Origin of the sequence: Labrys wisconsinensis (genome assembly GCF_030814995.1) — a bacterium.
GTDB lineage: Bacteria > Pseudomonadota > Alphaproteobacteria > Rhizobiales > Labraceae > Labrys > Labrys wisconsinensis.
Genome location: NZ_JAUSVX010000028.1, coordinates 57548 through 80569 on the forward strand (window position 1 = coordinate 57548; position 23022 = coordinate 80569).

Genomic DNA, 23022 nt, shown 5'->3' on the forward strand with positions numbered 1-23022 from the left:
TGGACATGCTCGATCTCCGGCGAGCACAGGACGATGACCGACGGCCATACCCGCGGCTATTTCGACCCCGATCAGCTGACGATCATGGCCGAGGCCATGGCAAAGGCGTTCTCCTCGACGCTGGCGGCCGGGCGGGTGGAGGACCAGCCGGATATCGCCAAGGTCCGCCTCGCCCGCACCATCATGTCGATCGTCGAGCAGGGCGAGCGCGACCCGGAGACCATCGTCCGCCTCGCCCTGGACCGGCTGGGCTGCCCATCGGCGGAGCGGGACGACGAGGCGTTGTCGGGCGGCACGCCCACTTGATTTCGGAAACGATCTCTTCCTAATATGGCGCCGACGCTTCGCCCTTCGGGGCCGCGCGACGCCCCGCCTTGCAGAAGCTCCCCCGAGATCCGATCATGACCGCTGCAGCGCTCGACGACCCGGCCGACCGGCGGCCCGTCTCCGCCCGGTTGACCCTGCTCCTGGCCATGGCCTGCGGCCTGCTGGCGGCCAATGTCTACTACGCCCAGCCCCTCGCCGGCCCGATCGGCGCGGCGCTCGGCCTTTCTCCCGCCGCCACCGGGCTGGTCGTCACGGTGACGCAGGCCGGCTACGGCCTCGGCCTGCTCCTGATCGTGCCGCTCGGCGACCTCGTCGAGAACCGGCGCCTGGTGCTGGCGCTGATCGGCGCCGCCGCCCTGGCGCTCTCGGGTGCGGCGCTGTCGACCCATCCGGCCCCCTTCCTCGCTTCGGCCTTCCTCATCGGCCTCGCGTCGGTGGCGATCCAGGTGCTCGTCCCCTACGCCGCGCACATGGCGCCGGCCGCCATCCGCGGCCAGGTGGTCGGCAATGTCATGGCCGGGCTGATGCTCGGCATCATGCTGGCGCGCCCGGCGGCGAGCTTCCTGGCGCAGCTCACCTCCTGGCACGTCGTCTTCGTCGCCTCGGCCGGCGTGATGATCCTGCTGGCCCTGACGCTCGCCCTGACGCTGCCGCCCCGCCGGCCGGCCTCGAGGCTGGGCTACGGCGCCCTGCTGGCTTCGATGGGCCGCCTCGCCCTGACGACGCCGGTGCTGCAGCGCCGGGCGGCCTACCACGCCTGCCTGTTCGGCGCCTTCAGCCTGTTCTGGACCACGACGCCGCTGCTGCTGGCCGAGGTCTTCCATCTCACGCAGGGCGGCATCGCCCTGTTCGCCCTCGCCGGCATCGCCGGGGCGATCGCCGCCCCGATCGCAGGCCGGGTGGCGGACCGCGGCTGGAGCCGCCCGGCGACCGTCCTCGCCATGCTGGCCGTGCTCGGCGCCTTCGCCATGACCCATCTCGCGCCGGCCGGCTCGCCGCTCGCGCTCGGCGGCGGCGGCGATCCTGCTCGATTTCGGCGTCGCCGCCAACGTCACCCTCGGCCAGCGCGCCATCTTCGCCCTCGGGGCGGAGCACCGCAGCCGGCTCAACGGGCTCTATATGGCGACCTTCTTCGCCGGCGGCGCCATCGGCTCGGCCCTGGGCGGCTGGGCCTATGCCCAGGGCGGATGGATGCTCGCTTCCGCCATCGGCGGCGCCCTGCCGCTCGTCGCGCTGATCTATCTGGCGACGGAATAGCCGGCTCAGCGCTGTTCTCGTACGGAGAACCGCATTCTTAACCTGTCCGGCGCTAGGGTCGCCCGTCGCCCGGACAGAGCAATGCCGAAGTCGTCCGCTTCCTTCTTCCTGGAATTCCGCCGCCGCGTCGTGCTGCCGGTGGTGAGCGTGATCGTCTTCGGCTTCGTGCTCGCCGCCGCCCTGCTCTGGCAGCTCGCCGCCGCCCAGGATCAGGACGAGCTCGCCCGGTCGCAGCAGTTCATCCGGCGGTCGCTGGAGCAGCGCGCGCAGGCCATGTCCAGCACCCTGAAGGACTATGCCGCCTGGGGCGCCGCCTACCGGAACCTGCACGTCAAGCTCGACACGGCCTGGGCCTATGACCAGGAGAATGTCGGACCGCCCCTGTATTCCGGCTTCAAGTACGACTACGTCTTCCTCGTGGCGCCGGGCGGCCGGATCGTCTACGGCGTGCTGGAGGGCCAGCTCGCCGAGCCCGCCGCGATGCCTGCGCTCGGCGGCGGGTTCCAGCTCCTGGTCGACAAGGCCGGGGCGGTGGCGCCCAACGAGACCGTGCCGGTCACCGGGCTGCTCGACGTCGCGGGCCGGCCGGTCCTGGCCGGGGCGGCCGCCCTGTCCACCGGATCGGACCCGAGCGTCAGCGCCATTCCCGGCCCGCCCTCGATCCTGGTGTTCGGCGCGCGCCTGTCCGACGACGCCCTCGCGGCGCTGGGCGAGCAATGGTTCGTCCCGCGCTTGCGGCTGGCCGGGGACGCCGCCGACGCAGCGGCGCCGCCGCACCTCGCGCTGCCGACGACGGACGGGCGCATCACCCACACGCTGCGCTGGACCCCGGACCAGCCCGGCCGCGCCATGCTGTGGCGGGTCTTCCCCGGCCTGGCGCTCGCCGCCGCCGCGCTGGCGGGATTCGTCATCCTCGTGGTCCAGCACGCCGCCAAGGCAGCCAGCACCATCTCGGAGGGCGCCTCCCGGCTGGCGGACGCGGAGGAGCAGATGCGCCATCTCGCTCTGCACGACGCGGTCACCGGCCTGCCCAACCGCGCCAGCCTGTCGCGCCACCTCCAGGAGATGCTGGCGACCGGCCGGCGCGTCTGCCTGCTCTCCATCGACCTCGACCGCTTCAAGCCGATCAACGATTCGCTCGGCCACCGCGCCGGCGACGTCGTGCTCGGCGAGGTCGCCCATCGCCTGCGCAAGCTGGTGCACGAGCACGACCTGGCGGCCCGCCTCGGCGGCGACGAATTCGCCGCGGCGCTGCTCGACCGCACCGACGACGAGGTCGAGCGGTTCTGCCAGCGCCTGCAGCGCGACCTGGCGGCGCCGATCGTCCACGAGGGCTGCGAGCTCAGCGTCGGCGCCTCGATCGGCATCGCCCTGTCGCCTGGCGATGCCCGTTCGGCGGAGGAGCTGCTGCGCGTCGCCGACCTCGCGCTCTACCAGGCCAAGCGCGACGGCTTCGGCACCTACCGCTTCTACGCGCCCGAGATGAACGAGCACATCGCCAGCCGCCGGGTGCTCGAGGCCGACCTCCGGCGCGCCCTGCAGCGCGGCGAGTTCGTGCTGCACTACCAGCCGCGCTTCGACGCCCATTCCATGCGCATCACCAGCGCCGAGGCGCTGGTCCGCTGGCTGGCGCCGTCGGGCGGGCTGGTCCGCCCGGCCGAGTTCATCCCGCTGGCCGAGGAGATCGGCCTGATCGTGCCGCTCGGCGAATGGGTGCTGCACACGGCCTGCGCCGCCGCGGTGCAATGGGGGACGATCGGCGTCTCCGTCAATGTTTCGCCGGCTCAGGTCCGCTCGGGCGACCTCACGGCGACGGTGGAGCGCGCCCTGCGGGAGACCGGCCTGTCGCCGGACCGGCTCGAGCTCGAGCTCACCGAAGGCGTCCTCCTGGAAGACACGGACCGGGCCCGCGACACCCTGGCCGCGCTGAAGCGGCTCGGCGTCCGGCTGGCGCTGGACGATTTCGGCACCGGCTATTCCTCGCTCGGCTACATCAGACGCTTTCCCTTCGACGCCATCAAGATCGACAAGCAGTTCGTCGCCGACATGGCGACGACGCGCGGCTCGCGCGCCATCGTCCAGTCGATCCTCGGCCTCGGCAAGGCGCTCGGCATGTCGGTCACCGCCGAGGGCGTGGAGACGGCCGAGCAGCTGATGCTGCTGCGCCTGGACGGCTGCGACGAGGTGCAGGGCTTCTACGCCTCCCCGCCGCGCGACCAGGCCGTGATCGCCGGGCTGGTGCAGGCCCAGGCGCCGGCCGCCGCGGGCGGCCCGCCGCCGCCGCTCGAACACACCCACCGCGCCTCAGCCTGAGCGGCCGGAAGGCACGACGGCGAGGCGGCATCGGTCCGTCCCGCCGATCAGGCCTCGCGCGTGGTCTGGGCGCTGAGCTCGGCCCAGTCGAATTCCTCTTCGAGAATGTGGAAGGCGTCGTCGCCGATCTCGCCGCGCATGCGCAGCTCGTTGGCGCGGCGGCGAGCCGCGTCGATGGCCCGCCGCCGCAGGAAATCGGCCGGCAGCTCCGACGGCGCCCTGCCCTCGGGGTGGTCGTCGGCCTGCGCCAGGAGGCGCGCATATTCCTTGCGCAGCATGCGCGCATCGAGCGATTCCTCGCCCTCGATCGTCGCCAGGGCCGCCTTGTAGGCCTCGGCGCGGGCCTGGCCGACCTCCCGCGCCAGGACATTGCCGTCGCCGAGGTCGAGGGCCGCGATCAGCGGCCTGAGGCTCAGGCCCTGCACGACCAGGGTGCCGAGCACGACGCCGAAAGCGGTGAGCAGGATCAGGTCCCGATACGGGAAGGGAGTGCCGTCCGGCAGCGCCTCGGGCAGGGCGAAGGCGGCGGCCAGCGTGACGATGCCGCGCATGCCCGTCCACGACACGACGAGGCCGCCGCGGACCGTGGGCCGGGCCGCGGACGAGCCGAAGGCGGCGATGGCGGTCCGCATCATCGCGCCGTAGCTCATCACCCAGGCGAAGCGCGCGGCGATGACAGCCGCGAGCACCGCCAGCGCGAACAGCGCCGAGGGCAGGTGCTCGGCCGGAGCGAGCCGATCCCAGATCGGGCCGAGCTGCAGGCCGATCAGCACGAAGGCGAAGGCGTTGAGCACCAGCACCACCGTCTCCCACACGGCATAGGAGGGCACCCGCAGCCGCGCCGGGGTGCGCAGCGGTGCTGTCCTGGCCACGGTGATGGCGTAGCTGACGATGGTGAGGATGCCGGAGAGCCCGATGCGCTCGGCCAGGATCCAGACGCCGAAGGTGCCGGCGAACTGCAGGATGATCGATGTCGGAGCGTCGCTGAAGCGGGCGATGACACGCGTCATGACCCAGGCCAGCACCGGACCGGCGATGAGGCTGCCGATGACGCCGAGGATGAAGGCCGGCGCGACGTCGCGCAGGGAGAAGTCGCCGGCGAGCGCGGCGCCGACCGCGAGGCGGTAGACCAGCAGCGCGGCGGCATCGTTGAGCAGGCTTTCGCCCTCCAGGACCTTGAGGATGCGGTAGGGCAGCCTCACCTGGCGCAGCACCGTGATCGCCGCCGCTGCGTCGGGCGGGGCGACGATGGCGCCGAGGGCGATGGCGACAGCCCAGGGCATGTCCGGCACCAGCCAGCGCGCCACCACCGCCACCACCGCGGTGGTGATGCCGACGGCGACGACGACCAGGCTGGCGATCGGCAGCCAGTTCGCGCGCATGTCCCGCGGCGAGGAATCATAGGCGGCATCGAGCAGGACCGGCGCGACGAACAGGGCCAGCGCCAGCTCCGGCTCCAGCGTCCAGGCGGGACCGACCGGCAGCACGGCCAGGCAGGCGCCGCCGATGGCCAGGAAGGTGGGATAGGGCACGCCGATCCGCCGTGCCAGCGCCGCCAGCAGCACGGCGGCGAGCAGGAGGCCGATGATCCACTCGAAGGTCTGCATGCCTGCTCCCCAGTCCCGCGGCAGGCGCGCGCCGTCGCTCCAAGCAGCTTCTCGCGGCTTGAGCCGCGAATTGATTTTGCATTCTCCATGCAAAATCAATGCTGCTCAGACTGCCAAGTGTAAGCAGGTTCGGGTGAACCTGCTTAGCCGCGCCAGCCGTGCCAGGCCGTCAGCGCCGCGACCACGACGAACAGCACGCCCGCGGCCCGGCCGATGGAACGGGTGGCGCGCGGGTTCGACACGAGAAGGTCGCGGCTCCTGCCGGCGGCGAGCGCCAGCCCGCCATAGATGCATAGCTGCATCGCCACGGTCATCATGCCCATGACGAGCGCCTGGGACCAGAGGGCGCCGTACTGGGGCTTGATGAATTGCGGATAGACCGCCGCCACGAAGAGATAGGCCTTGGGATTGATGAGGCAAGTCACCGCCCCCTGGCGGAAGGCGACCGCGGCCGAGCGTGTCGTCGAGGCGCCCACGGCACCGACCTCGATGGCGCTGCGGATCAGGGTCAGGCCGATCCAGGCCATGTAGGCGGCGCCGGCGAACAGCATCAGCGTGAACAGGGACGGGATCCAGTGCAGCAGCACGCCGACCCCGACCGCGCCGAACAGCGTGTGCACCGCCCCGCCGAGCATGATCCCGGCCGTGGCCGTCAACCCGGCGCGGCGCCCGCCGGTGAGGGCATTGGCGAGGACGAACAGCATGTCCATGCCCGGCACGATGATGATGCCGAACAGGAGGGCCAGGAAAAGCCAGAGATTCTCAGCATAGGTCATGTCAGTTGCCGCCCTGCGCCGCGGCGCGTGGCCGCGGCGACATCGTGGTTTTTCAAAGGGATGGCGAGGTGATACGAAACCCCAACTGACAAGGTCGTGTCAGTTGTGACGAGGGCTCATGCGCAAGGCGGCGCGCCTGTTCGAGATCATCCAGATCCTGCGCCTGGCGCGGGCGCCGGTGACGGCCGCCCGCATCGCCGAGAGCCTCGAGGTGACGCAGCGCTCGATCTACCGCGACATCGCCGCCCTGCAGGCGATGCGGGTGCCGATCGAGGGCGAGCGCGGCATCGGCTACATCCTGCGGCCCGGCTTCACCCTGCCGCCGCTGATGTTCTCGATCGAGGAGACCGAGGCGATCGTGCTGGCCCTGGCGCTGCTGGAGCGCACCGGCGACGGCGAGCTCAAGCAGGCGGCGCGGCGGGTGGGCCAGAAGATCGCCGGCGCCGTGCCGCCGCCGCTGCGCCGCACGCTCGACGGCACGGCGCTGCACGCCTGGGGCTCGGTGGCGCCGGCGCCCGAGGGCATCGACCTCGCCCTGGTGCGCCGCGCCATCCGCGATGAGCAGAAGCTCGACATCGCCTATCGCGACGATCCCGGCCGGCGCACGCGGCGGCGCATCCGCCCGCTGGCGCTGATCTACTATTCCGCCACGGCCACCATCGTCGCCTGGTGCGAGCTGCGCGCGGCATTGCGCAATTTCCGCGCCGACCGGGTGGAGGCGAGCGCCCTCGCCGAGGACTTCTTCCGCGGCGAGGGCGATGATCTGCGCCGGCAATGGGTCGCGGGGTGGACGAGCGGGCCGGCGGCCGCGGCCGATTGAGCGGCCGGGACGGCTTCCCCTTCCGTCACGCAGCCCTCGGGTCCGCCTCGCATTGACGCGTGGCGACGGGCTGACTAAGCAGCCTGCGAACAACGGACAATGGGACCCGGGCCATGGCTGCCGACAAGACGCAGAAACTGAAGGCACGCGTCGCACGCGGCTTCATCGACCGCAACGCCGCCGAGATCGACGCCACGCGGGCGATGGTGGAGACGATCCGGCAGGTCTACGAGCTCTACGGCTTCGAGCCGGTGGAGACGCCCTTCGTCGAATATACCGACGCGCTCGGCAAGTTCCTGCCCGACCAGGACCGGCCGAACGAGGGCGTGTTCTCGCTCCAGGACGACGACGAGCAGTGGCTGTCGCTGCGCTACGACCTGACGGCGCCGCTGGCCCGCTACGTCGCCGAGAATTTCGAGACGCTGCCCAAGCCCTATCGCAGCTATCGCGTCGGCTATGTCTTCCGCAACGAGAAGCCGGGCCCGGGGCGCTTCCGCCAATTCATGCAGTTCGACGCCGACACGGTCGGCGCAGCCTCGGTCGCCGCCGATGCGGAGATCTGCATGATGGCGGCCGACACGATGGAGCGCCTCGGCATCCCGCGCGGCTCCTATGTGGTCAAGGTCAACAACCGCAAGGTGCTGGACGGCGTGCTGGAGGCGATCGGCCTCGGCGGCGAGGCCAATGCCGGCCGCCGGCTCAACGTGCTCCGGGCGATCGACAAGCTCGACAAGTTCGGCCCCGAAGGCGTCAGGCTGCTGCTCGGCGCCGGGCGGCTCGACGAGAGCGGCGCCTTCACCAAGGGCGCCGAGCTCGACGAGGCGGCGATCGCCACGGTGCTCACCTATGTCGATACGGCCGGCACCGGCGGGGCCGACACCATCGAGGCGCTGCGCCGGCTCGTCGCCGGCCAGGCCACGGGCCTCGCCGGGGTCGAGGAGCTCGCCGAGATCGACCGGCTGGCGAAGGCCGCCGGCTATGGCGAGGATCGCATCCGCATCGAGCCCTCGGTGGTGCGCGGCCTCGAATATTATACCGGGCCGGTCTACGAGGTGGAGCTCGGCTTCGAGGTGAAGGACGAGGGAGGCCGGCCGGTGCGCTTCGGCTCGGTCGGCGGCGGCGGGCGCTATGACGGCCTGGTGGCGCGGTTCCGCGGCGAGCCGACGCCGGCGACGGGCTTCTCCGTCGGCGTGTCGCGCCTGCTCGACGCCCTCACCGTGCTCGGGCGCGTCAAGACCGAGGGCGCGCGCGGGCCCGTGGTGGTCTGCGTCATGGACCGCGAGCGCCTGGCCGAGTACCAGGCCATGGCCGGCGAGCTGCGCGCCGCCGGCATCCGCGCCGAGGTCTATCTCGGCGGCTCCGGCATGAAGGCGCAGCTCAAATATGCCGACCGGCGCCAGGCGCCGATCGCCATCATCCAGGGTTCGGACGAGGCGGCGCGCGGCGAGGTGCAGCTGAAGGACCTCGATCTCGGCGCCCGGATGGCGCAGGAGATCGCCGACAACACGCAATGGCGCGAGGCCCGGGTGGCCCAGCGCGTGGTGCCACGTCACGATCTCGTGAACGCCGTGCGTCAAATGCTGGTTTCCATCGGGGTTGTGTAACAAGAATCACAGACATGTGATGCTTTCTCGGCTATTCTGGGGACAATTGGTCGGATGACGCATCGGCCGCCGTGCGGCCGCGGCTCATTGTGCCCGCCGGCGCGGCGGCAGGGCTCCGATCGGACGAGGCTGCAGGGGAACAAGGCCAAGTCATGGAGCGCGCGCGCCGCCGCCTGACCGTGCTGGTGGCCCTGGATGTAGCGGGCTATTCCTCGCTCATCCGCGGCCACGAAGTGCGCACGCTGAGCGAGCTCGGCGTGATCTACCGGCGCCTCGGCCTGGAGACCCTGCCCAAGTTCGCCGGCACCGTGATCAAGACCATGGGCGACGGGGCCCTCGTCGAGTTCGAGAGCGTGCTCGACGCCGTCGAATGGACCATGGGCTTCCAGAGCGCCATGGCGCGGCGCAACGCCGCCCGGCGCCGGGCGCCGATCTGGGTGCGCGCCGCCATCGTGCTGGCCGACGTGATCGTCGCCGACACCGACCGGTTCGGCGCCGCCATCGGCTTCGCCACCCGCATGCAGGAGGTCTCGCCGCCCGGCGGCATCGCCATCACCCATTCCGTGCGCTGGCAGCTGATCGGCGAGCCGGCGACGGCGTTCAAGCCGGCGGGGCTGTTCACCCTGCGCAGCGTGCCCTACCCGGTCGAGGCCTGGATGTGGGCGCCGCCCGGCGTCGCCCTGCCCGAGATGCGGCCGACCTCGGCCCAGCTGCTCGCGCCCGACCTGGAGGGCGACACCCATCTCGGCGACCCCAGGCCGCTCCTGGTGATCCTGCCCTTCGACAACCTGACCGGCGACCCCGCGCTGGAGCCGATCGCCGACGGCGCGGTCGAGGAGATCACCGCGACCCTGGCGCGCCTGCGCGACATCCGCGTCGTCGCCCGCAACACCGCCTATACCTACAAGGGCCGGGCGACCGACGTCCGCGCCCTGGTGCGCCAGATCGGCGTGCGCTACGTCGTCGAAGGCAGCCTGCGCGGCAGCCGCGACCGGCTGCGCATCACGGCGCAGTTCATCGAGGCCGAAGGCGGGGCGCATCTGTGGTCCGGCCGCATCGACGGCACCGCGGCCGATGCGCTGACCCTGCAGGACGACATCGCCACGCGCATTGCCGGCGCCCTGCACCCGATCATCCGCTCGGCGGAGATCGCCCGGGCCCAGGCCCAGGCCGGTGGCGAGCGGCTGACGCGCAGCCTGACCCTGCGGGCGATGCCCTATTTCTGGGCGCATCGGCGCGAGGACAATGCCCGCGCGCTGGAGCTGCTCACCCAGGCGCTGGCGGTCGACGCCCGGCACGGGCTGGCGCTCGGGCTCAAGGGCTGGTGCCTCGCCCAGCACGTCGCCTACATGTGGTCCGACAATCCGGCGCGCGACAAGGCGCTGGCCATCGGCTTCGCCGAGCGCGCCGCCCAGACCACCGAGCCCGACGCCCTCGTCTTCACCACCATCGGCGCGACGCTGTCCCTGCTGCAGGTCGACCAGTCGCGGCCGCTGCAGTTCATCGAGCGGGCGCTGACGCTCGATCCGACCTTCGCCTGGGCCTGGACGCGGCAAGGCTATGCGCTGGCCTATTCCGGCAAGCCGCGCGAGGGCATCCGCGCCCTCGAGCACGCGGTGGCGCTAAGCCCGGACGACCCGGTGCTGTTCAACGCCTTCGGGGGCCTGGGCACCTGCCATTTCATCCTGGAAGACTATGCCGCCGCCATCCATTGGGCGCAGAAGGCGCTGAACGACCGGCCCGGCATGGTGTGGGCCAACCGCCTGCTCGCCACGTCAGCCGCCCATGCCGGCGACCTCGACCTGGCGCGCAGCGCGGCGCAGCAGCTGTTCGCGGCCCATCCCGATCTCAGCATCCGGCGGATGATCGATTCGATCCACAATCTCGACGGCCCCTATCTCGACCGTTTCCTCGACGGGCTGCGCCTGGCCGGCATCCCGGAGGAATCGCGCTCGGCGGAGGGCGGGGGCGACGAGGAGCTCCCGCTCGACGCCACCGCGCCCTGGCTGGCGGGGGATTGAGGCGCATCGCACGGTCGCCATCGCGCGGTTGGTGCGACAGTCACGGTTCTTAGCGCCACGGTTCCGTCATGGCCGGGCTTGACCCGGCCATCCACGCGATCGCGACGGCTGCGCGTTCTGATGCTCCATCGGTCCGAGCCCTTCCCTGCGCAACCTGAGTTCGCGTGGATGGGCGGATCCAGTCCGCCCATGACGGCCGCGGGTGGTGCGATCGTCATGCCAAGAGCGCAATTAAGTCAAACCCCGCTTTCCCATCGCGCGGCGCGCCGCTGCCTGCTAGAGAACCCGCGACCGGCGGGACGTTCCCGCCAGCGGAATGCCGGGATGCCTGACCCTTCCTATGCCGCCCTCGACGCGCTCGCCGAGCGCGCGGGCTACGAGCCGCTCGACCCGCCGATCCTGCAGCCGGCGGACCTGTTCCTCGACCTGCTCGGCGAGGACATGCGTCGCCGCGCCTTCCTGACCACCGATGCGGAAGGGCGCGAGTTCTGCCTGAGGCCTGACTTCACCATTCCGGTCTCGCTGCACCATCTCAAGCACGCCGCCGCCGGCGCGGTCGGCGCCTACGCCTATCGCGGTCCGGTGTTTCGCTTCCGCACCGACGGGCCGGGCGAATTCGCCCAGGCGGGCTTCGAGAATTTCGGCCGCACCGACCTCGAAGCCGCCGATGCGGAGATGCTGGGCCTGGCGATCGAGGCGGTGCAGGCGCTCGGGCTGGAGAGCCCGGAGATCCGCATGGGCGATGCCGGCATCGTCACCGCCATGCTCGACGCCCTCGCCCTGCCGCCGGTCTGGCGCCGGCAGCTCGCCAACGACGTGCTGCGGGTGAAGAACCTCGACGCCGATCTCGCCCGCCTCGGCGAGACCACGCCGAAGAACGGCGCGGCCGCCTATGCCGGCTTCCTCGCCGCGCTCGAGGGCGCCGATCCCGGCGCCGCGCGCGCGGCCGTGGCCGACCTCCTGTCGATCGCCGGCATCCAGCCGGTGGGCGGGCGCACGGTCGACGAGGTGGCGGACCGCTTCCTGGAGCAGGCGGCGCTGTCCTCGGGCGGCGGCATCCCGGCCGAGACCGTGGCGCTGACCAGGCGCCTCTTCGCCGTGGCCGGCGACCCGGACAGCGCCTCGGCGGCGCTCCGGGCGATCGCCGCCGACGCCAGGCTCGACCTCGGCGCGGCGCTCGACGCCTTCGACCGGCGCACCGGCTTCTTCGCCGCGCAGGGCGTCGACGTCGGCGCGGTGAAGTTCTCCACCGCCTTCGGCCGCCGACTCGACTACTATACCGGCTTCGTGTTCGAGCTGCACGACCCGGCACGGCCCGAGGGCCCGCAGCTCGTCGGCGGCGGGCGCTACGACCGGCTGATGACGCGGCTGGGGGCGCCGGCGCCGATCCCGGCCGTGGGCTGCTCGATCTGGCTCGATCGGTTCGCGGGAGAGACGCCATGACCGACTCTCCGCTGCTGCTCGGCATTCCCTCCAAGGGCCGCCTGCAGGAGAACTGCGCCGCCTTCTTCGGCCGCGCCGGCATGCGGTTCGTGCAGGAGCGCGGCGCCCGCGACTATCGCGGCGCGGTGGCCGGCATGGACGACGTGGAGGTGCTGTTCCTCTCCGCCTCCGAGATCGCCGGCCAGCTCGCCTCCGGCGCCATCCACATGGGCGTCACCGGCGAGGACCTGGTGCGCGAGACCATCCCGCGCGCCGACGAGCGCGTCCTCATGATCGAGCCGCTCGGCTTCGGCCAGGCCAACGTGGTGGTGGCGGTGCCGCAGGCCTGGATCGACGTGCGCGGCATGATGGACGTGGAGGACGTCGCCGCGAGCTTTCGCCAGCGCCACGGCCGGCGGCTGCGGGTGGCCACCAAGTACGTCAACCTGACGCGCGGCTTCTTCTCCGGCCACGGCGTCGCCGACTATCTCATCGTCGAGAGCCTCGGCGCCACCGAGGGCGCGCCCGCCTCCGGCGCCGCCGACCTGATCGTCGACATCACCACGACCGGCGCCACGCTCGCCGCCAATGCGCTGAAGGTGCTGGAGGACGGCATCATCCTGCGCTCGGAGGCGAACCTCGTCGGCTCGCTGTCGGCGCCCTGGGGCGCCCGCGCCCGCGCCGGCGCCGCGGCCGTGCTGGCGCGCATCGCCGCCCAGGCCCGCGCCGCGGCCACGCGCGAAGTGCGCTGCGCCCTCGCCGAGGCGGACGAGCCGCTGCTCGCGGACCTTGCCGGACGCTTCGGCGCCGGCGCTCCCTTCGGCCCGCCAGCCGCCGGTCAGCCGCTGACGCTGCACGCGCCGGCTGCGACGATCTACGCCCTGGCCGACTGGCTGGCGGCACGGGGCGCCCACACCATCTCGGTCTCGACCCTCGACTTCGTGTTCGAGCCGGAGAACGCGCTGATGCAAAAGCTCGAGGCGGGGCTCGGGCCGACCCCTGCCGCGGACGGCGCCCGGGCCGGCTGAGCGGCGCGCCGCACCGCCGGCCGGGCTCGTCCCTGTTGGCGCCGGTGCGGCGGCATGCGAGGCTGCCGAAGCCGGTCGGACACGCTATGGTGACAGGCCCGGCGCGCTGGCCCGCCGGGCCGGAGCCGATGGAGGGGCGATGAGCGAGGACGAGAGCGCGATCGCCGGGGTGCGGATTCTGATCGTCGAGGACGAGGCGCTGCTCTCGCTCCTGCTGGAGGACATGGTGCAGGACCTCGGCTGCACCGTCGCCGGCAACCTGTCGAGCCTGGAGGCGGCCCGCGGCTTCCTCGCCGCCGCGCCCGGCCCGATCGACCTTGCCATCCTCGACGTCAATCTCGGCGGCACGCCGAGCTATCCCATCGCCGCCATGCTGGACGAGCGCGGCATCCCCTTCCTGTTCGTCACCGGCTATGACGAGCGCGACATCGACGAGGCCTGGCGCGACCGCCCGCGCATCTCCAAGCCCTTCAACGTGCCCGACCTCGAGCACGCGATCGCCCGGGTGGCGGGGCGGGCATAGGCGGCCGCCGCGCCCGATCGGCGACCGCCTGCCCCTTCAGGGCGTTTCCGAGCCCGCCCAAAGCGTTTTGCGATTTGGCGGAATCGCCAAGCATCGCAAAGACGCGTCGAAACAAGGAGCTAGAGCAAAGCAGCGTTTCCGTCCAAACGCGCTTTGCTCTAATCCTCGTCCCAGCGCCGCTTGGCCGGGCCGCCGCGGTGGGCCTTGCTGATGCGGGCCCAGCGCCGGCGCTCCTCGGCCCGCGCCACCGGATCGTCCCGGCGGTCGAGATGCGCCAGCTCGCGGCGCAGCTTGTCATAGCTGCGCCACCGCGCCTCCTCGAGCCTGCCCTCCTCCAGCGCGGCCCGGACGGCGCAGCCCGGCTCCCTGCCATGCGCGCAGTCGCCGAAGCGGCATTGCTGCGCCAGCGCCTCGATATCGGCGAAGGTGGCGGAGACGCCGCTCTCCGCGTCCCACAGGCCGAGCTCGCGCATGCCGGGGGTGTCGAGCACCAGCCCCCCGCCCGGCAGCAGCACGAGCTCGCGATGCGTGGTGGTGTGGCGCCCGCGCGCATCCTGCTCGCGGATCGCCTGCGTCGCCATCACCGGCCCGCCGGCGAGAGCGTTGAGCAGGGTCGACTTGCCGACGCCGGAGCTGCCGAGCAGCACGGCCGTGCGGCCAGGCCGGATCAGCGCGCGCACCGCCGCCAGGCCCTGGCCGGTGAGGGACGAGACGGCGAGAACGGGCGCCCCCGCCGCCACGCTCTCCGCCGCCGCCACGACCCGCGCCGGATCGGTGCCGGCGTCGGCCTTGGTCAGCACCACCACGGGCTCGGCGCCGCTCTCCCAGGCGATGGCGAGATAGCGCTCCAGCCGCCGCAGGTTGAAGTCGGCGTTGAACGAGGCGAGCAGCAGCGCCAGGTCGACATTGGCCGCCACGGCCTGCGCCGCGGGTTCGCCGGGGCCGGCCGCCCGGCGCCGGAACAGGGTGCGGCGCGGCAGCACGGCCTGGATGGTCGCCGTGCCCTCCGCCGGGCGGGCGGCAGCGGCCACCCAGTCTCCGGCGACCGGATAGCCTCCCGCCTCGGCCTCGAAGGCGAGACGGCCGGACAGGCCGGCGGCGAGGTCCCCGGACGGGGTGATCAGGCGATAGAGGCCGCGCTGCTGGACGGTGACGCGGCCGGGGACCAGCCCCGCCGCCGCATGCGGCGCAAAATCGTTCTGGAGCGCGGAGCTCCAGCCATAGGGTTCGAGCACTTGGGATCTCTTTCGGTCGGATAGCCAATCAGGCGCCGGCCGAAAGCAGCTCCCCCGCTTGATTCAGGGCAGCCGAACGGCGGCGCAGCGGAGCGCGTTGACGACGACAATCATGTCCTGGCTCCTTTCCTGCTGGCGTGGCCGAGGCCGGCAGGCATAGCAGAGGACGAGCGCCAAGACTAGGGTGGGCGCCGTTGAAGCCCGCTCCGTCCCGGTCCAGGATCGGCTTGCCGCTCCGCAGACGGCGGGAGCGCAACACGCGGAGGCCCGCCATGCCGACCCCAGAACCTTCCTCGCCGATCGCCTCGGACGACGTGCCCTGGGAGGGCTGGAACGCGGTGCCGCGCTTCGGCGTGCGCTACCGGCACCTCAGCCGCGCGGCGCTCGGCTCGGACTACCGCGTCGGCGTCGCCATCGAGGAGCTGCCGCCGGGCAAGCAGACCGCGCCGGCGCACTGGCACGTGTTCGAGGAGGAGCACGTCTTCATCCTCGAAGGCTCGCTCACCCTGCGCCTCGGCGCCGACAGGCACGCGATGTCGGCCGGCGACTATGCCTGCTTTCCCGCCGGTCAGCGGGCGGCGCATTGCCTGATCAACAGCGGCGAAGAGCCCTGCCGCTATGTCATTATCGGCGAGAGCAACCCGAACGAGGTCGTGGTCTACCCCGACTCCAACAAGGTGCTCCTGCGCGCTCTCGGGCGCCGGACGATTCTCGACCTCGCCGCGACGCGCGGCTACTGGGACGGCGAGGACACGGGCCTGCCGCCGGGCATCCCTGCGCCCGCCGGCGCCCCGGCCGGCGCGCCCGAACCGGCGGCAGCGCCGCATCCGCCGATCGCCTCGGACGCCGTGCCCTGGGAGGAGACGGATGCCGGCCCGCGCTTCGGCGGACATGCGAAACACCTGACCTACGCCGCCGTGGGCGCGGACTACCGCGTGGGCGTGCTGATCGAATCCCCCGCCCCCGGCCGGCGCCTGGCACCGCGCCACTACCACATGCTGGAGGAGGAGCATGCGCTGATCCTCGAAGGCGAGGCGACGCTGCTGCTCGGCGAGGAGCGCCATGTGATGCGGCCCGGCGACTATGCCTGCTTCCCCGCCGGCCTGCCGGTCGGCCATTCCCTGATGAACAGCGGCAGCGGCCCCTGCCGCTATCTCATGATCGGCCAGCGCAACCCGGCCGACGTCTGCGTCTATCCCGACTCCAACAAGATGGCGGTCGCCGGCCTGCAGCGGCGCGACGGGGTGTTCGACATGGCGGTGGTGCGGGGATACTGGGACGGCGAGGCGGAGTGACCAAAGGCGCGCGCATCGCGGCCCGGCGCGCCGAAGACCGGAGCGCACAAAGAATCGTTAGGCATCTGTCCTAACGCTCCGGTATCTCTTCTCTGCTACCTCGCAAGCCGATGCCGGGACATCGGGGGCCCCTTTGGCCGAGAGCAGCGCACAGGCGATGGACACACCTTGGCGAAGCATCGCTCGCCATGCGGCGGCGTGCCCGAGCCCGCACAACACCCAGCCGTTCCGGCTGCGCATCCGCAGCGAGACCGAGGCCGAGGTCGTCTTCCTGCCGCGACGCGGGCTCTGGGTCGCCGACCCCCATGGCCGCTTCACCTGGCTGACGGCCGGCATCTTCGTCGAGCTGTGCACCATCGCGGCGCATGGCCTCGGCTTCGAGCTTGAGCAGCGGACCGATTTCGTGCCGATGTATCGCGACGGCGATACCGAGACGCCGCAGGTCATCGCACGCCTGACCCTGCGCCCGGCGGACGGCGCCGTCGCCGATCTCGATCCCGCGCTGATCCTGGCCCGCCACACCTCGCGCCTGCCCTATGACGGCCATCCCATCCCCGAGGCGCTACTGGCGGAGATGCAGGCCGAGGCCGCGCGCACCGGCCACCGCTTCGAAGCGCGCAACGACGGCGAGGCGATCCGCTGGGTGGTCGAGCTCAACCGGCAGGCGCTGTTCCACGACATGCTGAACGCGCCGATCCGCCGGGAACTGGTGCGCTGGCTGCGCTTCGGCACGCGCGAGGAGGACATCACCGGCGACGGCCTGTCGGCGCGCTGCCTCGGCTTTTCCGCCCCGCTGCTGCGCAGCTTCTTCACCCGGCCCGGCTTCTGGACCCTGCCCGGCATCCGCAGCCTCGTCGGCGCGCTCTATCGGCGCAGCATGAAGGGGGTCGGCACAGTCGGCTGGCTCCGCGGCCCCTATGTCACCATGGAAGACTGGTTCCGTGCCGGCACGACCATGATCCGGCTTTGGCTGATCGTCGCCCGGCACGGCTATCACTGGCAGCCCTACGGCTCCGTCATCACCTCGGACGAGGCGCGGACCAACATGATCCGCTATTTCGACATGCCGGACGAGAAAGGCGGGGCGGACGCGGTCTGGCTGCTGCTGCGGCTCGGCAAGAGCGCCCCGCCGCCGATCAGCCGGCGGCTGCCCTTCGAGGATATCGTCCTATGCGGCTGATCAAGAGCACGGTCAGGCCGTTCTTCCTCTTTCTGGTCGCGGTGGTGAACGGCGTGGAGCGGGCCTTCGCCTCGTCGCGCCACGCCTACAGGATCCTGCTGGTCCCCGGCTTCGAGCGCATCCGCTGGGGCCTCGGCGCCTGGCGGGCCTGGGCCAATTTCTACCACGCCTATCGCCGGGTGCCGGCCTACCGCCACTATATCGACGGTCTCGGCGGCAGGCCGGAGATCCGGCTCGACCACGTCACCAAGCCGGACCTCACCTCGATCCCGGAGATGGACAAGGAGTCCTATATCAAGAAGTACCCGCAGGAGGAGCGGCTGCTGGGGGGCAAGCTGCCGTCGGCCGGCGTGATGGTCGACGAATCCTCGGGCAGCAGCGGCACGCCGACGAGCTGGGTGCGCGGCCGGACCGAGCGGCAGATCACCAAGCAGATGATGCAGATGACGTTCCTGCGCATCACCGGCGAGGCGGAAACCCTGTTCGTGCTCAACGCCTTCGCCCTGGGCGCCTGGGCCACCGGCATGAACGTCGCGATCTCGCTCACCGACACGACCATCCTCAAGTCGACCGGGCCGAACCTCGACAAGATCATCGCCACGATCCACGAGTTCGGCCCGCGCTTCCGCTATGTCGTGATGGGCTACCCGCCCTTCCTGAAGACGCTCGCCGACGACCCGCGCCTCGACTGGTCGCGCTTCAAGGTCGATGGCGCCTTCGGGGGCGAGGGCATCTCGGAAAGCCTGCGCGACTACCTCCTCAAGAAGTTCCAGCGGGTGATCGGCAGCTATGGGGCCTCGGATCTCGAGGTCAACATGGCGCTGGAGAGCGAGCTGACCATCAAGCTGCGCCGCGCGCTGCTGGCCGACGAGCGGCTGCGCCAGGCGATCATCCGGACGGAGTACGGCGTCACGCCGATGGTGTTCCAGTACAACCCGCTGGCCTATTACCTTGAGGAGAACACCAGGGGCGAGCTGGTGGCGACCATCTCCCGGCCGTACAACATCTCGCCGAAGATCCGGTACAACATCCACGACCGCGGCCATGTCCTGCGCTTCGGCGAGCTCCGGCGCATCCTGCGCGAGCTCGGCCTGGAGGACGTGCTGAAGACCAGCGGGCGCGTCCTCGACCTGCCGCTGCTGTTCATCTATGGCCGTTCCGACATGTCGATCGAGTATTACGGCGCCAAGGTCACGCCCGACAGCCTGCGCGAGATCCTGTTCGGGCTCGACGTGCTGGCGCCGGTGCTCAGCACGTTCCGGCTGATCTCCTATGAGGACCAGGCGCACAACAAGCGCATGGAGGTCGCGGTCGAGCTCGCCGCCGAGGCGAGCCTGCCCCTGCCGCTCGACGAGCTGCAGGACAAGGTGTTCACCCGGCTCGCCGCCATGAACGGCGACTTCCTCAACGCCTGGAAGCGCACCGCCACGCCGGAGAACATGCCGGCGCTGAGGGTCCACGCGTTCAACACCGGACCGTTCGAGGGCGGCCAGCGCCGGCTCAAGAACGAATATGTCGCCTCGAAGATCAAGTACGACAGCCTGTAGGGGCCTCTCTCAGGCATCGTCGGGGAGTAAGTGAATTGAATCGCGGTGGGGCCAGACGGCGTTCCTATCGGTCGGTGCTCGACGCCTGGGCCTTCCCTCCCCCTTGCGGGGAGGGATAAAGGGTGGGGGTCGTGCAGAACGACGCGGATCGGATGGTAAAGGGCACGCTGTAACGAGCGCTGAGCCCTGTTCTGATGGACCCCCACCCCTTGCCCCTCCCCGCAAGGCGGAGGGGATCGGCTGACGTCGCGTTTGATTCAGTTATTCGCCGACAAATCCCTAACCATAGAGCGGCCGGGTCAGGCAATGGACCCCGCCGGTCGCCTTGGCGATCTCGGTGCCCTTGACCAGCTGGATGGTCACGTCGGCCGCCTCTTCCAGGGCCGCCTTGAGCTCGGCCGGCAGGTCGAAGGCGAGATAGCGGCGCCGGCCCAGCGGCAGCAGGTTGCAGCGCTCATGGGCGATGGCATCGGCCTTGTCGCAGCGGATGATCGAGCAGCCGAGGGCCTCGGCGTAGGACAGGGGGTCGACCGGGCTGAGCCGCCGGTCCCGGTCGATCAGGAAGCCGGAGCCGAACATGCCCGCGGCCGCCAGGATCACCTTGTTCGGCAGGACGGTGAAGCCGGTGTCGAGATGCAGCAGGTCGGGATCGTGCGAGAGCCCGATGATGGCGTCGGCATGCTCGGGGATGAGGTCGAGCGCCAGCTTGATCGCTGCGGCCTTCGTGGTGCGGACGCCGAAGCCGATCAGCAGCACGCGCTTGCCGTCGAAGGTGACCGGCAGGAGGTCGCCGCCCTCCAGATATTCGTCGTGCTCGAAACGCGTGAGCGCCCTCATGCCGAGGTGCTCGAGCGCCCTGCCGACCACGTCCGCCTCCCGGGCCCGGCTCGCCAGCGCCGGACGGGCCGGGATGAAGGCCGACGGCGCCCAGGGCAGGGTCACGCTGCTGTCGCGCATGAAGATCAGGTTCGGGTTGGCCGCCGCCTCCAGGCGATAGGGCTCGTGATCGCCGAGCAGGTCCTCCAGGAAGATCGTCTCGACATGGCTGCCGACCAGCGCGGCGAAGCCGTCATACTCGGCATAGAGCTCGTCTGGGTGCGGCAGGTCGAGGAAGTTGAGCTCGGCGAGACGATCCCTGGAAAGATTTTCGAGAGACGCCCCGTGCCGCGGGTGATGCATCAGGATCCGGCGCGGCGGCACGTGGTATTCGGAGAAATCGTGCACGTCCGTGAGCAAGACGATCTCCCTGCGATCTTGCGCCGACACTGCAATTGGAACGCCGAAACCTAGGGTGCTGATCTTGATGAATGGTTAGCGCACCCTCGCCTATGTCCGCACCGCCTCGATCGGCGCGGTGAGCGTCGCCCTTGTGCCCGGCTGGGTGTCGTCATAGTCCAGCGTGCCGCCGAGCTGGCGGACCAGCCCCTCGATCAGCCGGCTGCCGAAGCCGCTGCGGGCCGTGCCGCGTCCCGCGCCCTCGTCCGTGACGATCAGGCGGAACAGGTTCCTGTCCTCGGCCAGGGTGACGCGCAGGGGTCCCGGGGCGCCGCCATAGGCGTACTTGTTGGCGTTGATGACGAGCTCGGTCAGCACCAGGCCGAGGCCGACGGCCCGGTCGTTCGGCAGCATGATCGGCTGGAGGTCGCGGACGAGATGCCGGCCCCAGTCCTCGCCGATCGAGGCGACGAGGTCGTCGAGCAGCTCATCGAGGTAGCGGGCCGCATCGATGGTCTCGAGCTGGTCGGACCGGTAGAGGCGCCGGTGCACCAGCGACACCGCGGCGATGCGCCGGCGCGCTTCCCCGACCGCCGCCTGCAGCGCCGCATCCGCGCTCTCGCGCGCCTGCATCGACAGGAAGCTGGAGACGAGCTGCAGGCTGTTCTGGACGCGGTGGTTGATCTCGCCGATCAGGAATTCCTTCTGCTGGAGCAGCGCCTCCTTCTGCTCGACCGTCGTCAGCAGCTGGCGGTTGAGATCCTGGATGCGCCGGGTCTGCCAGACGTTCATCACGGCGACGCAGAGGCGGCCGGCGGCCTCGACCTCGGGGATGGTCCAGCGACGCGCCCGCCCCCTGACCATCTCCGTCCAGGCCTCGAAGCTGGCGCGCGGATTGAGCGTGCCGCCCGCGGCGGTCATCGCCGCCTTGTGCGGATTGCCGGCCCAGTTGACCACCTCGACCTCCTCCGCCCGGAACCAGAGCACCACCCAGGGCTCGCTCGCCGAGAGGACGACGGCCAGCACGCCGCCCGCCAGACCCTGCTCCGCGTCCGGCAGGGCATAGTGACCGACGAGCGTGCTGCTGGCGAAGACCGGCTGGCCCGGCTTGGCGATCACCCAGGCCGCCAGCCTGCGCACCGAGTCCTCGGCGGGACAGCGTCCGCCCGTCACCACCTCCCGGCCACGCAGCACCGCGACGCCGTCGCCGTCGAGCATCGCCATGATGTCGCCGAGATGATGGGAGATCGCCGCGTCCAGCGATCCCTGGCGCAGCAGCAGATCGACGATGCGATCCTCATGGGTGCGCAGCCGCACCCGCTCGCGATAGGCGTCGGTCTCCTCCCGCGCCTTGATCTGGCGCGACAGGCCGCCCGCCAGGGCGCGGCAGGCGGCGCGCAGGTCGGCGCCGACCAGGCGCGGCGCGGCACTGTGGCAGGCGATCAGGCCCCAGAGCACGCCGTCCTTGACGATCGAGATCGAGGCGGAGGCGGCGACGCCCATGTTCTTCAGGTACTGGACATGCACCGGCGAGACGCTGCGCAAGGCGCAGTCGCTCATATCGAGCGGCTCGGCGGCCGGCCGGGCAGCAGGCACCAGCGGCGCCGGCCGGTAGGCGACGTCCGGAATGACGCGCACGAGGTTGCGGACGTAGAGCGCCCGCGCCTGCCGCGGAATGTCGGCGGCCGGAAAATGGTGGTTGAGAAAGGAACGCTGGCCTGCCGCTGCGTCCTCGGCGAGGACGACGCCGGCATCGTCCTCCAGGAACTGGTAGACCATCACGCGGTCGTAGCCGATCAGGCGGCGGAACTCGACCGCCGCGACGGCGCAGAGCTGCCTGAGGTCGGCCGCCCGCTCGAAGGCGGCGGCCGCCGCCTCCAGCTGCGGCAGGAGCGCGGCGCTGGAGGCGGCGGAAGCGGCCGGCTCGAGCTCGACGATCACGGCGTCTCCGGCGCGATGGAAGGCGCCGTCGAAGCTCTCGGCCCCGCCGGGCACCGCGACCTGCCGCAGCGTGCCCCGCTCGGCGGCTGCCACGGCCGCGGCGGTCGCGGCGCCCAGCAGCTCCGCGCAGGGCAGGCCGATCCAATCCGCGCGGCCGAGGCGGCCTTCGATGTCGCCGGCGCCCTGCCGCACCGCCGTGGTGGCGGGGTCGAGCACCAGCATCAGCCCATGCGGCTGGATCGATCCGGGGATGTGGATCGGCTCGCGATCGCAGGCGGCGAGATCGAGGTCGTCGCTCACGCCGGGCTTCCGCACAGGACGCGCTCGGCATGGTCGAAGCCGCGGACCGCGCCGAAAACCGCCTCGCCGACGCGCTCGGCATCGCCCTCGGTCTCGCGCTCCAGCACCGACAGGAAGCTGCGCCAGCGCGCGCCGGTCGCGGCACCATAGGGATCGAGGAAGGCGAGATCCGGGTCGGCGACGCCCTGCCGGGCCAGGGCGTGCAAGATGGCGCGGCCGCCGAGCGTCGAGCCTTCGAGGACATAGAGCAGGCCCAGCGCCTCCGCGCGGCTGCGCGGGCGCGGGAAGGCCGGCGCCTCGCCGACGAAGCGGCTGAGCAGATGGGCGCGGCTGCGCGCGCCGAACTCAAGACCAGCCACCGGCTCGAGGGCCTCGGCCAGCGCCGCGTCCGCGGGCACGTGCAGGGCGGCGTAGCGCCGGATCAGGGCCTCGCGGCTGGCGCACTCGGCGAAGCGCCGCACCGCGTCCAACCGCTCCTCCAGACGGCGATGGGTCTCGCGCGTCGCGTTCCGCATGCCTTCGAGAGCCGGCACCCGGCGCGCTGCCTCGTCGTCACGGTTCAAATCGGCATCCTCGTTACCTGCGACAATAGCCCAAACGCGCATGGGTGG

Annotated in this window: 17 protein-coding genes and 1 pseudogene; 12 read left to right on the top strand and 6 right to left on the bottom strand. The window is 71.3% G+C overall.

Annotated features, from left to right (window positions below):
- Positions 1 to 33: 33 nt before the first annotated feature.
- The 3 genes and pseudogenes from QO011_RS39955 (at position 34) to QO011_RS39965 (ending at position 3897) form a co-directional block, all read left to right on the top strand.
- Positions 34 to 306, top strand: coding sequence for a hypothetical protein (locus QO011_RS39955; RefSeq protein ID WP_307285539.1), 273 nt, complete (start codon positions 34 to 36; stop codon positions 304 to 306).
- Positions 307 to 401: 95 nt separating this feature from the next.
- Positions 402 to 1584 (top strand): annotated as a pseudogene (locus QO011_RS39960) (MFS transporter).
- 81 nt (positions 1585 to 1665) lie between these two features.
- Positions 1666 to 3897, top strand: a complete 2232-nt coding sequence (locus tag QO011_RS39965) for a putative bifunctional diguanylate cyclase/phosphodiesterase (protein WP_307285542.1) — start codon at positions 1666 to 1668, stop codon at positions 3895 to 3897.
- A gap of 47 nt (positions 3898 to 3944) precedes the next feature.
- Here QO011_RS39965 and QO011_RS39970 read toward each other — a convergent pair whose 3' ends face one another.
- Positions 3945 to 5504: a cation:proton antiporter gene (locus QO011_RS39970; RefSeq protein ID WP_307285544.1), complete on the bottom strand. Its 1560-nt coding sequence runs from the start codon at positions 5502 to 5504 to the stop codon at positions 3945 to 3947.
- 143 nt (positions 5505 to 5647) lie between these two features.
- A complete protein-coding gene (locus QO011_RS39975; RefSeq protein WP_307285546.1) occupies positions 5648 to 6280 on the bottom strand; it encodes a LysE family translocator in 633 nt (210 codons plus the stop codon).
- A 118-nt stretch (positions 6281 to 6398) separates the two neighbouring features.
- On the opposite strand from QO011_RS39975, the gene QO011_RS39980 reads away from it, so the two are divergent.
- From QO011_RS39980 to QO011_RS40005, 6 genes are all read left to right on the top strand, one after another.
- Positions 6399 to 7100, top strand: a complete 702-nt coding sequence (locus QO011_RS39980) for a helix-turn-helix transcriptional regulator (RefSeq protein WP_307285550.1) — start codon at positions 6399 to 6401, stop codon at positions 7098 to 7100.
- A gap of 113 nt (positions 7101 to 7213) precedes the next feature.
- Positions 7214 to 8704 carry a histidine--tRNA ligase gene (gene hisS / locus QO011_RS39985; protein ID WP_307285552.1) on the top strand — a complete coding sequence of 497 codons (1491 nt, stop codon included), beginning with the start codon at positions 7214 to 7216 and terminating at the stop codon, positions 8702 to 8704.
- Between the two features lie 152 nt (positions 8705 to 8856).
- Positions 8857 to 10725, top strand: a complete 1869-nt coding sequence (locus tag QO011_RS39990) for a tetratricopeptide repeat protein (protein WP_307285555.1) — start codon at positions 8857 to 8859, stop codon at positions 10723 to 10725.
- A 324-nt stretch (positions 10726 to 11049) separates the two neighbouring features.
- Complete coding sequence (locus tag QO011_RS39995) at positions 11050 to 12168, top strand: ATP phosphoribosyltransferase regulatory subunit (protein WP_307285557.1); 1119 nt, start codon at positions 11050 to 11052, stop codon at positions 12166 to 12168.
- Positions 12165 to 13175 (top strand): ATP phosphoribosyltransferase, encoded by a 1011-nt coding sequence (gene hisG / locus QO011_RS40000; protein WP_307285560.1) that lies wholly within the window; start codon positions 12165 to 12167, stop codon positions 13173 to 13175. The genes QO011_RS39995 and hisG overlap by 4 nt, the downstream gene beginning before the upstream one ends.
- A 139-nt stretch (positions 13176 to 13314) precedes the next feature.
- The gene (locus tag QO011_RS40005) at positions 13315 to 13698 is read left to right on the top strand and encodes a response regulator (protein WP_307285562.1); all 384 of its coding nucleotides are present in this window, start codon (positions 13315 to 13317) and stop codon (positions 13696 to 13698) included.
- Positions 13699 to 13856: 158 nt separating this feature from the next.
- On the opposite strand, the gene rsgA is transcribed toward QO011_RS40005, so the two are convergent.
- Positions 13857 to 14933 carry a ribosome small subunit-dependent GTPase A gene (gene rsgA, locus QO011_RS40010; RefSeq protein ID WP_307285566.1) on the bottom strand — a complete coding sequence of 359 codons (1077 nt, stop codon included), beginning with the start codon at positions 14931 to 14933 and terminating at the stop codon, positions 13857 to 13859.
- A gap of 272 nt (positions 14934 to 15205) precedes the next feature.
- On the opposite strand from rsgA, the gene QO011_RS40015 reads away from it, so the two are divergent.
- From QO011_RS40015 to QO011_RS40025, 3 genes are all read left to right on the top strand, one after another.
- On the top strand, positions 15206 to 16228 hold the full coding sequence (locus QO011_RS40015) for a cupin domain-containing protein (RefSeq protein ID WP_307285568.1): 1023 nt from the start codon (positions 15206 to 15208) through the stop codon (positions 16226 to 16228).
- 157 nt (positions 16229 to 16385) lie between these two features.
- The gene (locus QO011_RS40020) at positions 16386 to 17408 is read left to right on the top strand and encodes a nitroreductase family protein (protein ID WP_307285571.1); all 1023 of its coding nucleotides are present in this window, start codon (positions 16386 to 16388) and stop codon (positions 17406 to 17408) included.
- A complete protein-coding gene (locus QO011_RS40025; RefSeq protein ID WP_307285573.1) occupies positions 17399 to 18955 on the top strand; it encodes a phenylacetate--CoA ligase family protein in 1557 nt (518 codons plus the stop codon). Before QO011_RS40020 ends, QO011_RS40025 begins: the two co-directional genes overlap by 10 nt.
- Before the next feature lie 279 nt (positions 18956 to 19234).
- Here the strand turns inward: QO011_RS40025 and QO011_RS40030 are convergent, their stop codons facing one another.
- The 3 genes from QO011_RS40030 to QO011_RS40040 form a co-directional block, all read right to left on the bottom strand.
- The gene (locus QO011_RS40030; protein ID WP_307285576.1) at positions 19235 to 20191 is read right to left on the bottom strand and encodes an arginine deiminase family protein; all 957 of its coding nucleotides are present in this window, start codon (positions 20189 to 20191) and stop codon (positions 19235 to 19237) included.
- 90 nt (positions 20192 to 20281) lie between these two features.
- Complete coding sequence (locus tag QO011_RS40035) at positions 20282 to 22411, bottom strand: histidine kinase dimerization/phosphoacceptor domain -containing protein (protein ID WP_307285578.1); 2130 nt, start codon at positions 22409 to 22411, stop codon at positions 20282 to 20284.
- The gene (locus tag QO011_RS40040) at positions 22408 to 22974 is read right to left on the bottom strand and encodes a biliverdin-producing heme oxygenase (protein WP_307285581.1); all 567 of its coding nucleotides are present in this window, start codon (positions 22972 to 22974) and stop codon (positions 22408 to 22410) included. Before QO011_RS40040 ends, QO011_RS40035 begins: the two co-directional genes overlap by 4 nt.
- Between the last annotated feature and the right edge of the window lie 48 nt (positions 22975 to 23022).

What these genes read in the sequence shown, in the direction of transcription:
- QO011_RS39955 (WP_307285539.1), top strand. Translation starts at nt 34, where the DNA reads ATGACCGACGGCCATACCCGCGGCTATTTCGACCCCGATCAGCTGACG.
- QO011_RS39965 (WP_307285542.1), top strand. Translation starts at nt 1,666, where the DNA reads ATGCCGAAGTCGTCCGCTTCCTTCTTCCTGGAATTCCGCCGCCGCGTC.
- QO011_RS39970 (WP_307285544.1), bottom strand. Translation starts at nt 5,504, where the DNA reads ATGCAGACCTTCGAGTGGATCATCGGCCTCCTGCTCGCCGCCGTGCTG.
- QO011_RS39975 (WP_307285546.1), bottom strand. Translation starts at nt 6,280, where the DNA reads ATGACCTATGCTGAGAATCTCTGGCTTTTCCTGGCCCTCCTGTTCGGC.
- QO011_RS39980 (WP_307285550.1), top strand. Translation starts at nt 6,399, where the DNA reads ATGCGCAAGGCGGCGCGCCTGTTCGAGATCATCCAGATCCTGCGCCTG.
- hisS (WP_307285552.1), top strand. Translation starts at nt 7,214, where the DNA reads ATGGCTGCCGACAAGACGCAGAAACTGAAGGCACGCGTCGCACGCGGC.
- QO011_RS39990 (WP_307285555.1), top strand. Translation starts at nt 8,857, where the DNA reads ATGGAGCGCGCGCGCCGCCGCCTGACCGTGCTGGTGGCCCTGGATGTA.
- QO011_RS39995 (WP_307285557.1), top strand. Translation starts at nt 11,050, where the DNA reads ATGCCTGACCCTTCCTATGCCGCCCTCGACGCGCTCGCCGAGCGCGCG.
- hisG (WP_307285560.1), top strand. Translation starts at nt 12,165, where the DNA reads ATGACCGACTCTCCGCTGCTGCTCGGCATTCCCTCCAAGGGCCGCCTG.
- QO011_RS40005 (WP_307285562.1), top strand. Translation starts at nt 13,315, where the DNA reads ATGAGCGAGGACGAGAGCGCGATCGCCGGGGTGCGGATTCTGATCGTC.
- QO011_RS40015 (WP_307285568.1), top strand. Translation starts at nt 15,206, where the DNA reads ATGCCGACCCCAGAACCTTCCTCGCCGATCGCCTCGGACGACGTGCCC.
- QO011_RS40020 (WP_307285571.1), top strand. Translation starts at nt 16,386, where the DNA reads ATGGACACACCTTGGCGAAGCATCGCTCGCCATGCGGCGGCGTGCCCG.
- QO011_RS40025 (WP_307285573.1), top strand. Translation starts at nt 17,399, where the DNA reads ATGCGGCTGATCAAGAGCACGGTCAGGCCGTTCTTCCTCTTTCTGGTC.